Below are 12,955 nucleotides of genomic sequence, written 5' to 3'. Positions count from 1 at the left end.
CACCGTTCGGAGAACTGTGGCACACTGCCACCCGTGCTTTCGTTGGCCATGATTATCGGCAACAGGCGCGCCGGTCCGCAGGACCGCTGACCCCCCACCACCAGGTGATCAGCGGCCCCGTGCCCCAGACCCGCGCGCAGACCTCTCGCACCCGCGAGGGGTCTTTTCGTTTCCCGGACCCCAACCCGACCGGACACGAACAGCACGCGAAGATGGGGGCAAGTGGAGCCAGCAATTCCGGAGCCACGCACCCGACAGGAGTCATCCCACCATGAGCAGTCAGGCCAAAGACGACAGTTTCCACGTCTTCGACACCACGCTGCGCGACGGCGCACAGCGCGAGGGCATCAATCTCACGGTCGCGGACAAGCTGACCATCGCCCGGCACCTGGACGACTTCGGCGTGGGCTTCATCGAGGGGGGCTGGCCGGGCGCCAACCCCCGGGACACCGAGTTCTTCGCCCGGGCCCAGCAGGAGATCGACTTCCGCAACGCCCGACTCGTCGCCTTCGGCGCCACCCGCCGCGCCGGCGGCAAGGCCTCCGAGGACCCGCAGGTCCGGGCCCTGCTGGAGTCCGGCGCCCCGGTGATCACCCTGGTCGCGAAGGCCCATGACCGCCATGTGGAACTGGCCCTGCGCACCACCCTCGACGAGAACCTGGAGATGATCCGGGACACCGTCTCCCACCTGTGCGCGCAGGGCCGCCGGGTGTTCGTCGACTGTGAGCACTTCTTCGACGGCTACCGGGCCAATCCCGACTACGCCAAGGCGGTCGTCCGCACGGCGAGCGAGGCCGGGGCCGACGTGGTCGTCCTGTGCGACACCAACGGGGGCATGCTCCCCGCCCAGATCCACGCGGTGACCGCCACGGTCCTCGCCGACACCGGGGCCCGATTGGGCATCCACGCGCAGGACGACACGGGCTGCGCGGTCGCCAACACGCTGGCCGCCGTGGACGCGGGCGCCACCCACGTCCAGTGCACCGCCAACGGTTACGGCGAGCGCGTCGGCAACGCCAACCTGTTCCCCGTGGTGGCGGCCCTGGAACTGAAGTACGACCGCCGGGTGCTGCCCGAGGGCAAGCTGCGCGAGATGACGCGCGTCTCGCACGCCATCGCCGAGGTCGTCAACCTCACGCCCTCCACGCATCAGCCGTACGTGGGAGTCTCCGCGTTCGCGCACAAGGCCGGACTCCACGCCTCGGCGATCAAGGTGGACCCCGACCTCTACCAGCACATCGACCCCGAGCAGGTCGGCAACCGCATCCGGATGCTGGTCTCCGACATGGCGGGTCGCGCCTCGATCGAGCTGAAGGGCAAGGAGCTCGGCGTCGACCTCGGCGGTGACCGCGAGCTGATCGGCCGGGTCGTCGAGCGGGTCAAGGAACGCGAGCTGCGGGGCTACACCTACGAGGCGGCCGACGCCTCCTTCGAACTGCTGCTGCGCGAGGAGGCCGAGGGCCGGGCCCCCCGCTACTTCCGCACCGAGTCCTGGCGGGCGATCACCGAGGACCGTCCGGACGGCAGCCACGCCAACGAGGCCACCGTGAAGCTGTGGGCCAAGGGCGAGCGGATCGTCGCCACGGCGGAGGGCAACGGCCCGGTCAACGCCCTCGACCGGGCGTTGCGGGTGGCGCTGGAGCGACTGCACCCCGAGCTCGCCACCTTCGAGCTGGTCGACTACAAGGTCCGCATCCTGGAGGGCCGCCACGGGACCCAGTCCACGACCCGGGTCCTGATCTCCACCAGCGACGGCGCCACCGAGTGGTCGACGGTCGGGGTCGCCGACAACGTGATCGCCGCCTCCTGGCAGGCACTGGAGGACGCCTACACGTACGGGTTGCTGCGGATGGGCGTGGAGCCGACCGAGTAGTCGTCGGGCGGGGCGCGGCCGACCGGTCGCGCCCGCCGCCGACGGGGGCATCGGCGCCGGATCGGGTAGCGTCGAAGGCATGAACGCCGTACCGTCCCGAGGACTCCCGGCGCTCCGGGGTCCGACCCTCGCCCTGATCACCGCCGTGGTGGCCGTGCTGCTCACGGTCCTGGCCCCGGCCGTCGCACGGGCGGCCCCGCCCGCCGCCCCGGCCCCTTCCGTAGCCGCCGCCGTCGACTCCGGCACCACCCGATCCGCCGACGCCGACACCGTCGCCGCCGCCCTCCGGGACGGTCCCGTCTACGTCGATCCGGCGGCCTCCGCACTGCTCTCCGGCGCGGACGCGGACGCCCTCGCGAAGAAGATCACGGATGCCGACAAGCCGCTGTTCGTCGCGGTGCTCCCCGCCGGCTACCCGACGAAGGACCTGTTCACCGATCTGCGGACCGCGACCGGGATCACCGGGGTGTACGCGGTCCGGCTCGGTGACCGGTTCGACGCCCGGGCCGACAGCTCCGTGATGTCGCCGGCCGCGGTGGGCAACCTGGTCCGCAGCGTGGAGGGCGACGGCGCGGCGGCGGCCCAGCTCAACGACTTCGTGGACCGGGCGCTCCCCACCGCCCGGGGCTCCGCACCCGCCTCCTGGAACGCCGACGGAACCGGCCGCGGGACGTCCTTCCCGGTGGCCGCGCTGGTGGTGGCGGGGACGGTCGTGGCCCTCGGCGGGGCGGGCGCGTACGCGGTGTCCCGTCGCAGGAAGCGCCACCACGAGGAGGCACAGCGGGCCGCCCTCGACAAGCTGCGGGTCGTGGTGGACGAGGACATCACCGCCTTCGGCGAGGAACTCGAACGGCTCGACTTCCACCCCGCCGAGGCGGGCGCCGACGACGCGATGCGCGGGGACTACGAGCAGGCACTGGACTCCTACGAGCGGGCGAAGTCGCTGATGGTCGCGGCCCGCCGACCCGAGGAGGTGCGGCCGGTCACCGAGGCGCTCGCGGACGGACGTTTCGCGCTGGCCCTGCTCGCCGCGCGCCGGGCCGGTGAACCGCTCCCCGAGCGGCGCGCCCCCTGCTTCTTCGACCCCCGGCACGGGCCGTCCGTGGCGGACGCCCGCTGGTCGCCCCCGTCGGGCGCCGAGCGCGAGGTGCCGGTGTGCGCGGCGGACCAGGCCCGGCTGCGGGACGGCGTCGATCCGCTGGTCCGCGAGGTCGACACGGAGGGTGGCCGCCGCCCCTACTACGAGGCGGGACCCGCGTACGGGCCCTGGGCGGGTGGCTACTTCGGCGGCGGTCTGCTGCCCGGTCTGCTGGTGGGCACGATGCTCGGCAGCATGATGGCCAGCCCGGCGTACGCCGCGGACTACGGTTCCGGCTACGGGGACTTCGGCGCCGGTGCCGGGTACGACGGCGGGGACGTGTCCGGGGCGGAGTTCGACCCCGGGGACTTCGGCGGTGACGGCGGCGGCTTCGGTGGCGGCGACTTCGGCGGGGGAGGGGACTTCGGCGGCGGGTTCTGACCCCGCACGTCCCGCGCCGGGGACGAACGAGCGCCCGCCCTCTCGCTCGGGGGAAGCGGAAGGCGGGCGCGCTCGAAGGGACCCGAAGGGTCCGCGGGCACCGGGGCCCGGGGCCGGAGGCGGTGCTCCGGCGGGCTCAGCCGGCGTTCTTGATGGCGGAGATGTCGAAGTTCAGCTTGACCTTGTCGGAGACGAGGACGCCACCGGTCTCCAGCGCGGCGTTCCAGGTGAGGCCCCACTCGGAGCGCAGCAGCTCGGCGCGGCCCTCGAAGCCGACGCGCTCGTTGCCGAACGGGTCGGTCGCGGCGCCGTTGAACTCCAGGTCGATGGTGATCGGCCGGGTGGTGCCCAGCAGCGAGAGGTCACCGGTGATGCGGAAGTCCTCGCCGCCGAGGTGCTCGGTGCTGGTGGACCGGAAGGTCATCGTGGGGAACTCGTCGATCCGGAAGAAGTCGGCGCTCTTGAGGTGGCCGTCGCGGTCGGCGTTGCCGGTGTCGATGCTGGCCATCTGGATGTCCAGGGCGGCGGACGAGTTGCCGGGGTTGTGGCCGTCCAGGTCCAGCGTGCCGCTGACGTCCTGGAAGCCGCCCTTGACGTTGGTGACCATGGCGTGGCGGGCCACGAAGCCGATGGTGGTGTGGGCGGGGTCGAGGGTGTAGGTGCCGGTCAGCGGGGCCAGGTGGGGCGCGGTGGCGACGGCGGTGGGGGCGGCGGACTCGTTCTTGCGGCCGAAGAGACCCATGGTGTGCTCCTGGGGGGTGGGGAGGGGACCGCCTCTCGGTCGCCCTTTGGTTGAACCTTCAACGAGAATGACTCTAGAGGTATTCCGTTCAAATTTCAACTGCATGCGTTCCGGGTTCGTCCGTTCACCTTCAGTGACGGAGCCCGGGGTCGTCGACCCCCGCCCGCCCCCGTCCTCGGGACGGCCCGGACGCGCCCGAGCGACCGCGACCGGGGCCGACTTGGACTAAAGGAAGGCGGTTCTTGGACTGCCGCCGCCCCGGTGGGCGCCGCCCGTTGACCCGGTGCCGGCGCCCCCGCTACCCAGTCCCCATGTCCCGAAGAATCCGTACGGCGTGTGCGCTGGTCGCCGCCTCATCCGCCGTCTTCGCCCTGGCCGGCCCCGTCGCCGCCGCCCAGCCGGAGGCGGCGACGGCCGTCACCGCCGCTGACCCGGTCAGCGGTCCGACCCTCCGCTCCGCGCAGCTCACCGTCACCGTGGCCGAGGACTTCCCGCGGGTCCTCGCGTACACCGACCGGGCCACCGGAGCCCGACTGCTCGGCTCCACGGCCGAGATCACCGAGGTCACCCTCAACGGCAAGGCGCAGCCCGTACGGCTCAAGTCCGCACCGGACCTCAGCCGCAGCAGGGCCGCGTACACCCTCACCTTCCCGCAGACGCCGGGCGTCGAGATCGACGCCTCGCTCACGGTGACCGGTCGCACCGTCACCTTCAAGGTGACCGCCGTCCGCGACACCGAGGCGTTCCGCGTCGGCACCCTCGACATCCCCGGCCACGACCTGGTCTCCGTGGGCAGCGGCGACGGCGGCGCCCGGACCGCCTTCACCCGCCTCGACCCGGACTCCACCCGCACCGCCGACGTCTTCGCCGAGGTCACCGCCGACACCCCGGCCGACGCGAGCCCGCGCGGCGCCGCCTACGCCCTCGTCAACACGGGCCGCCTCGCCGCCGCCGTCGAGTCCAACTCCACGTACGACAAGCCCTCCGGTGCCACCGCCGGGGACGACGCCCGCTTCTGGCACCAGGCGCGCAAGGCCGCCGACGGCTCCACCCGGGTCGGCGTCTGGTCCGGCCAGTGGACCCACCGCGGCGAGGGCGCGCCGAAGGCCGCCCGGGGCGACGAGCTGCCCTGGGCCAAGGTCGTCGTCACGCCCGACGCCAACGGGGACCGCGCGGTCGACTGGCAGGACGCCGCCGTCGCCTTCCGGTCCATCGGCGTCAAGGCGCCCGGCGCCGAGCAGACGCCCGACCGGGTCGTCACCCACATCCCCTTCAACTTCGCCAGCCAGGCCACGCACCCCTTCCTGCGCACCCTGGACGACGTCAAGCGGATCTCGCTGGCCACCGACGGCCTCGGCCAGCTCGCGATGCTGAAGGGTTACGCGTCCGAGGGCCACGACTCCGCGCACCCCGACTACGGCGGGGACGTCAACAAGCGCGCCGGCGGCCTCACCGACCTCAACGAGCTGCTGGCGAAGGGCGAGCGGTGGGGCGCCACCTTCGGCGTCCACGTCAACGCGACCGAGGCGTACCCCGAGGCGAAGAACTTCAACGAGACGCTGGTCGACAAGAAGCGGCCCGGTTGGAACTGGCTCAACCAGAGCTACTACATCGACCAGCGCCGCGATGTGAACAGCGGCGACCTCGCCCGCCGGTTCAAGGAGCTGCGCGACGAGACCCACCCCAACCTGTCGCAGCTGTACGTGGACGTCTACTACTCGCACGGCTGGATCGCCGAGCAGACCGCCCGGGCCATCCGCGACCAGGGCTGGCACCTGTCCACCGAGTGGGCCGACAAGTTCGAACGGCAATCCCTGTGGTCGCACTGGGCCAATGACCTCAACTACGGCGGCGTCACCAACAAGGGCCTCAACTCGAAGATCATCCGCTTCATCCGCAACAGCGAGAAGGACGTCTGGAACGACGACCCCGTCCTCGGCCAGACCATCCTGGAGGACTTCGAGGGCTGGACCGGCGAGAACGACTGGGACGACTTCTACGCCGCGATCTGGGAGCGGGACCTGCCCGCCAAGTACCTCCAGCAGGAGCAGATCCAACGCTGGAACGGCAATGACATCACCTTCACGGGCGGGGTCCGCGGCACCGTCGAGGACGGCACTCGCACCTACTACGACCAGGGCCGCAAGGTGCTGTCCGGCGACACCTACCTGCTGCCGTGGGAGGGCGCCGCACCCGGCAGGGCCGGCAAGGCCGGCAAGGGGGCCAAGGGCGAAAGCCGCAAGCTCTACCACTTCAACAAGGCGGGCGGCACGACGACCTGGGAGGTCCCCGGCTCCTCGTACACCGTCCACGAACTGACCGACAACGGCCGGGTCAAGACCGGCACCGTCCGCGCCCGGAACGGGAAGATCACCCTGACCGCGGAGGCCGGACGGCCCTACGTGCTGTACGCGCAGGGGCGCGCCCCGAAGGCCGCCGACCCCGGCTGGGGCGAGGGCGGCCCGGTCCGGGACCCCGGCTTCAACGACGCCCGACTCGACGACTGGCGCACCACCGGCCAGGTCGCCCGGGACACCGACGCCAACGGCCGCAACAGCGCCGCCCTCACCGGTGAGGGCCGGGCCGCCGTCGAACAGCGGCTCACCGGGCTCACCCCGGGCCAGCGGTACACCGCCTCCGCCTGGCTGGAGGTCGCACCGGGCCAGGAGCGCCGCACCACGCTGAGCGCCGGGGGCGCGTCCGTGTCCGTCGACCGCTCCACGCTGCGCAACACCGTCGCCGCGAGCGACTGGCACAGCACCCACATGCAGCGCGCCAAGGTCACCTTCACCGCGCCCCGCACCGGCCGGGCCACCCTGCGCGTCGAGGCGGCGGCGGGCTCCGACGCCACGGTCCGCGTCGATGACGTGCGCCTGGTCGCGGCCACCGGCAAGGCCCCCGCGGTCCCGGCCAGCACGGTCGTCCAGGAGGACTTCGAGAACGTCGACCAGGGCTGGGGGCCCTTCGCCAAGGGCGCCGCGGGCGGGGTCACCGACCCGCGCACCCACCTCGCCCAGAAGAACGCCCCGTACACCCAGTCCGGTTGGAACGGCAAGCTGATCGACGACGTCCTCGACGGCGAGGAGTCGCTGAAGACCCACGAGGGCAACAAGGGCGGCATCGTCTACCGCACCACCCCGGCGACCGTTCCCCTGGAGCCCGGCCGGGCCTACCGGGTCGACTTCGCCTACCAGTCGAGCCACGCCGACTCCTTCGCGTGGGTGACCGGCTACGACCAGATCGCCGGCGGCGCCGCCCAGAGCGTCGAGACCCGCAGCACCGCCGTGCCCGAGCAGCGCACCACCGGCCGCTTCACCGAGCACGTGGTCGCCGGCTGCGGTGACACCTGGGTGGGGCTGCGGATGCGTCAGGACGCCGACGACCACGCGGACTTCGTGCTGGACGACTTCCGCGTCACCGACCTCGGCCCCACCACCGAGCGGCCCGCCTGCGCGCAACTGAAGCTCGCGGGCGAGTCTCCGACCCTGGAACCCGGCGCAGCGAACGAGGTCACCGCCACCTTCACCAGCTTCGAGCGGACCGACGCCCGTGAGCTGAGCGTCGCCCTGGAACTGCCCGAGGGCTGGCGCGCCGAGCCGGTCGGGCCGACCACCACCACCCCGGTCGCCCCCGGCACCAAGGCCACCACCACCTGGCGGGTGACCCCGCCGATCGACGCCCCCTACCGCGCGTACCGACTCGCCGCCAAGGCCGCGTACGTGCTCGACGGCGAGCGGCGGACCCTCGACGCCGAGACGACGGTGCGCACCCTGCCGCCGCCCCCGACCGCCGACGCCTGGGCCAGCGACCTGGACTGGACCGACAGCAGCAACGGGTGGGGACCGGTGGAACGGGACCTCTCCAACGGCGAGACGGGCACCGGTGACGGCTCCCCGCTGAAGATCGGCGGCGTCGGCTACGCCAAGGGGCTCGGCACCCACGCCGCGTCCAAGGTCCGCTACTTCCTCGGCGGCAAGTGCACCGCCTTCACGGCCGAGGTCGGCGTCGACGACGTGCAGACCAGCCGCGGCAGCGTCCAGTTCAGCGTGCTCGCGGACGGCGTGGAGAAGGTGAAGTCGCCGGTCGTGAAGGCCAGCGACCCGGCCTGGTCCCTCACCGCGGACGTGACCGGCGCCCGGTACGTCGACCTGGTGGTCGGCGACGGCGGCGACGGGGTCGGCAACGACCACGCCGACTGGGGCGACGCCCGCTTCCGCTGCACCGGCTGAACCAGCGCACCCCCGGCCGGCGCCCACCCCGCGCCGGCCGCCCCCCGGACCCCGTCGGGAGCCACCGCTCCCGGCGGGGTCCGCCCGTGCGCCCGTCACCACGGGTGGATTCCGAGCCGACCCGGACCGGCCCGGGTACCAGGGCGGTATGACCCCCACCCGAAGGACCGTGCTGCTCGCCGGAGCCGCGAGCACCCTCCCGTACCGTCCGAGCACCCCCGCCCCCCGAGCCGCCGGCGAACCGTTCACCGCGCTGCGCCGCCGCTGGCTGGACCTCGCGCTGGGCACCGGCTACGACCCGGCGGCCGAGCCCTACGCCGGCCGGCTGCGCGCGCTCGCCGACCGGGCGGAGCACTGGCGCGCGACGATGGCCCCGACCCGCACCGCGCTCTGGCCCGACCAGCCCTTCGCCCGCCCCGCCGGCATCACCCGCAGCTACACCCGGCTGTGGACGATGACCCGGGCGCACGTCCAAGCCGGCACCGGCCGCACCGACGACCCGACCCTGCTGGCCGCCGTGCTCCGCGGCCTCGACCACCTCGCCGCCACCGTCTACCACCCGGGCACCGAACCCCACGGCAACTGGTGGGAGTGGCAGATCGGCTGCCCCCGCCCGCTGATGGACACCGCCCTCGCCCTCGGCGACCGCCTCACCGCCCAGCAGCGCACCGCGGCCTGCGCGGCAGTGGACCACTTCGTGCCCGACACCGCCCTCGGCGCGTACACCGGCACCTCCACCGGGGCCAACCGCGTCGACCTGTGCCGCTCGGTCGCCCTGCGCGGCGTCCTCGGTCGCGACGGCGACCGCCTGGCCCTCGCCCGCGACGCGCTCTCCCCGGTGTTCCCGCACGTCACCGAGGGCGACGGTATGCACGCCGACGGCTCGTTCCTCCAACACGCCTCCGTCCCGTACACCGGCACCTACGGCCAGGTGATGCTGGACGGGCTCGCCCGACTCCTCGCCCTGCTCGACGGGTCGCCCTGGGAGGTGACCGACCCGGCCCGGCGCAACGTCGCCGACAGCGTGGAGCGGGCGTTCGCCCCGCTGCTCCTCGACGGACTGATGATGGACGTCGTCAACGGCCGGGCCATCAGCCGCGGGCTGCTCCGCTCCGACGACGGCGTCCCGCGCGGCGACCACTACCACGGGCACGCCGTCATCGCCGCGATCGCCCTGCTCGCGCAGTCCCCGGGCGGGGCCGCCCACGGGATCACCCCCGCCCGACGGGACGACTGGCACGCCCGGATCAAGGGCTGGATCGCCCGCGACACCGTCCTGCCGCTGCTCACCTCCCCGCAGTTCGACCCGGCCGACCTGGCCCGGCTGCACTCCGTCGCCGCCCGCCCGGTGCGCCCGGCCCCCGAACCCGTCGGCCACACCCTGTTCCCGGCGATGGACCGCGCGGTCCACCGCCGACCCGCGTTCACCGCGGCCCTCGCCATGGCGTCGAGCCGCACCTCCCACTACGAGTGCGGGGCCGGTGAGAACCCGCGCGGCTGGCACACCGCCGCCGGCCTGCTCCAGTGGTGGCCCGCCGGCCGCCCCACGGACCAGTACGGCGACTGGTACTGGCCCACCGTCGACTGGTACCGACTGCCCGGCACCACGGTCTCCACCCGCCGCCTCCCCGACCGGGCCGGCGGCGAATGGGGCGCCCCCCGACCGCCCGCCCGCTGGGTGGGCGGCACCACGGACGGGACCTACGCGGCCGTCGGACAGGACCTGCACGGCCTCGGCTCGACCCTGCGGGCCAAGAAGTCGTGGTTCTTCCTCGCCGACACCGTGGTGTGCCTGGGCGCCGGGATCACCGCCACCGACGGCGTGCCGGTGGAGACGGTCGTCGACCAGCGCAACCTCGGCGCGACGGGCACCGCGCGCCTGCGCACCGGGCCCGGGCCCCGCCCCCGCTGGGCCCACCTGGAAGGGCACGGCGGCTGGGTGCTGGCCGGTGGCCCGGCCCTGCGGACCCTGCGCGAGGAACGCACCGGGAGCTGGTCCGACATCAACACCGGCGGGGCACCCGAGCGCCGCACCCGGCACTGGCAGACCCTGTGGCTGGACCACGGCACCGACCCCACCGCAGCCCGGTACGCCTACGCCGTGCTGCCCGGGGCCCCGCTCCCGGCCGTCGTCGCACGGGCCGCCGACCCCGGCTGGCTGTCGGTCCCCGCCAACGACGCCGACCGCCAGGCCGTCGCGGTGCACCCGCTCGGGGTCCTCGCGGCGAACTTCTGGCGGGCCGGCACGGCGGGCGACCTCACGGTCTCGGCGCCGGCCAGCGTCCTGGTGCGGCAGCGTGCGCGCACCGCCACGCTGTGTGTCAGCGAACCACCGCGCACCGGGTGCCCCCTGGACCTCGTCTGGGACCGTCCGGCGGGCCGCACGGTCGCCCACGACCCGGGCGTCGAGGTCCTGGCCACCGGACGTCGACTACGGTTGCGGATCACCCCCGGCACGGTCTGCGCGACCCATCGGTGTGAGGTGACCCTCCCCTGAGCGGTTTGTGGAGATCCCACAACCCCCCGACCCCCCTGGCAGGAGGTTCGCGACGGTGTCCGCACCGATCTGTTCGGGGGTACCAGGAAAACGGGCCGGAGACTGTACGGAGTCGACGGGCCGTTTTGCTCGGTCGACTTCGTATGGTCGCTACATGACCGTTTTGGACGAGACTGGCTCCCCCGGCCCATCGGACGCCTCGGGACCCACGGGGGACGAGCCCACCGACGCGCGCGGCCGGGTGGCCGAGCTCCACGCGATCCGGGAGCTGGCGCTGCGGGGGCCCAGCGAGAAGGCGACCGAGGCCCAGCACGCCAAGGGCAAGCTGACGTCCCGCGAGCGCATCGAGCTGCTGCTCGACGCCGGGTCGTTCCAGGAGGTCGAGCAACTCCGTCGGCACCGGGCCACCGGCTTCGGCCTGGAGGCCAAGCGGCCCTACACGGACGGCGTGGTCACCGGCTGGGGGACGGTGGAGGGCCGCACGGTCTTCGTCTACGCCCACGACTTCCGGATCTTCGGCGGTGCGCTGGGCGAGGCCCACGCCACCAAGATCCACAAGATCATGGACATGGCCATCGCGGCCGGCGCGCCCCTGGTGTCCCTGAACGACGGCGCGGGCGCCCGCATCCAGGAGGGCGTCTCCGCCCTCGCCGGGTACGGCGGCATCTTCCAGCGCAACACCCGCGCCTCCGGAGTCATCCCCCAGATCAGCGTGATGCTCGGCCCCTGCGCCGGCGGCGCGGCCTACAGCCCCGCCCTCACCGACTTCGTCTTCATGGTCCGCGAGACCTCCCAGATGTTCATCACCGGCCCCGACGTCGTCAAGGCCGTCACCGGTGAGGAGATCACCCAGAACGGACTCGGCGGCGCCGACGTCCACGCCGAGACCTCGGGCGTCGCGCACTTCGCGTACGACGACGAGGAGACCTGCATCGCCGAGGTCCGCTACCTGCTGTCGCTGCTCCCGCAGAACAACCGCGAGAACCCGCCGCGGACGGTCGCCGAAGACCCCGCCGAGCGCCGCTCCGACGTCCTGCTCGACCTGGTGCCCGCCGACGGCAACCGCCCCTACGACATGGCCAAGGTCATCGAGGAGCTGGTCGACGACGGCGACTACCTGGAGGTCCACGAGCGCTGGGCGCGCAACATCATCTGCGCCCTGGCCCGACTGGACGGCCAGGTCGTCGGGATCGTCGCCAACCAGCCGCAGACCCTCGCCGGGGTCCTGGACATCGAAGCGTCCGAAAAAGCTGCGCGCTTCGTCCAGATGTGTGACGCTTTCAATATTCCGATCGTGACCCTGCTGGACGTTCCGGGATTCCTCCCGGGGGTCGACCAGGAACACGGCGGGATCATCCGGCACGGCGCCAAACTGCTGTACGCGTACTGCAACGCCACCGTGCCGAGGATCTCGCTGATCCTGCGCAAGGCGTACGGAGGTGCGTACATCGTCATGGACTCGCAGTCCATCGGCGCGGACCTCACCTTCGCCTGGCCCACCAACGAGATCGCGGTCATGGGCGCCGACGGGGCCGCCAACGTCATCTTCCGCCGCCAGATCGCCGGTGCCCCCGACCCGGACGCCATGCGCACCCGCATGGTCAAGGAGTACAAGTCCGAGTTGATGCACCCGTACTACGCCGCCGAGCGCGGGCTCGTGGACGACGTTATCGACCCCGCCGAGACCCGTGAGGTGCTGATCCGCTCGCTCGCGATGCTGAGCTCCAAGCACGCGGACCTGCCCTCGCGCAAGCACGGCAACCCTCCGCAGTAGGGGGCGGCGCCGCCGCGCCCCCCTACCCCACACCCTCACCCACACGGAGTAGCACCCATGACGACCATCGCCTCCGCGACCGAGCCCGGTCTGCTGCGCGTCGAGAAGGGCCACGCCGAACCCGAGGAGGTGGCCGCCCTCACCGCGATCCTGCTGGCGCGCGCCGCTGCCGGGACCGCGGAGCCCGCCCCCGCCACGCCCGTGGCCAAGCCCGGCTGGCGTCGGCTGGAGCGCCAGTACGGGTTCCGCGCGCCGCACAGCTGGCAGGTCTGAGCCACCGGCCCCGCTTCGACGCCGTCGGCCCGCACCGGACACCGTTTG

The 12,955-nt window shown here is 73.1% G+C and carries 7 protein-coding genes; 6 read left to right on the top strand and 1 reads right to left on the bottom strand.

From position 1 onward, the window contains the following. The first annotated feature begins 271 nt into the window (after nucleotides 1–271). Nucleotides 272–1,873, top strand: a complete 1,602-nt coding sequence (cimA, locus tag ACFWIA_RS25505) for a citramalate synthase (protein WP_387008890.1) — start codon at nucleotides 272–274, stop codon at nucleotides 1,871–1,873. A gap of 79 nt (nucleotides 1,874–1,952) precedes the next feature. Then, the gene (locus ACFWIA_RS25500) at nucleotides 1,953–3,392 is read left to right on the top strand and encodes a hypothetical protein (protein WP_387008888.1); all 1,440 of its coding nucleotides are present in this window, start codon (nucleotides 1,953–1,955) and stop codon (nucleotides 3,390–3,392) included. Between the two features lie 136 nt (nucleotides 3,393–3,528). Here the strand turns inward: ACFWIA_RS25500 and ACFWIA_RS25495 are convergent, their stop codons facing one another. Further along, nucleotides 3,529–4,134, bottom strand: coding sequence for a YceI family protein (locus tag ACFWIA_RS25495; protein WP_387008886.1), 606 nt, complete (start codon nucleotides 4,132–4,134; stop codon nucleotides 3,529–3,531). Nucleotides 4,135–4,445: 311 nt separating this feature from the next. Between ACFWIA_RS25495 and ACFWIA_RS25490 the strand changes: the two genes are divergently transcribed. From ACFWIA_RS25490 to ACFWIA_RS25475, 4 genes are all read left to right on the top strand, one after another. Further along, on the top strand, nucleotides 4,446–8,363 hold the full coding sequence (locus tag ACFWIA_RS25490; RefSeq protein WP_387008884.1) for an endo-alpha-N-acetylgalactosaminidase family protein: 3,918 nt from the start codon (nucleotides 4,446–4,448) through the stop codon (nucleotides 8,361–8,363). 148 nt (nucleotides 8,364–8,511) lie between these two features. Continuing rightward, on the top strand, nucleotides 8,512–10,860 hold the full coding sequence (locus tag ACFWIA_RS25485) for a polysaccharide lyase 8 family protein (RefSeq protein WP_387008882.1): 2,349 nt from the start codon (nucleotides 8,512–8,514) through the stop codon (nucleotides 10,858–10,860). 154 nt (nucleotides 10,861–11,014) lie between these two features. After that, nucleotides 11,015–12,634 carry an acyl-CoA carboxylase subunit beta gene (locus ACFWIA_RS25480; RefSeq protein WP_387008880.1) on the top strand — a complete coding sequence of 540 codons (1,620 nt, stop codon included), beginning with the start codon at nucleotides 11,015–11,017 and terminating at the stop codon, nucleotides 12,632–12,634. A gap of 57 nt (nucleotides 12,635–12,691) precedes the next feature. After that, a complete protein-coding gene (locus ACFWIA_RS25475; RefSeq protein ID WP_387008878.1) occupies nucleotides 12,692–12,907 on the top strand; it encodes an acyl-CoA carboxylase subunit epsilon in 216 nt (71 codons plus the stop codon). Nucleotides 12,908–12,955: the final 48 nt, after the last annotated feature.

The sequence above is a fragment of the Streptomyces sp. NPDC127068 genome, assembly GCF_042724695.1.
Lineage (GTDB): Bacteria > Actinomycetota > Actinomycetes > Streptomycetales > Streptomycetaceae > Streptomyces.
This window is presented reverse-complemented; position numbering and strand designations above follow the sequence as displayed.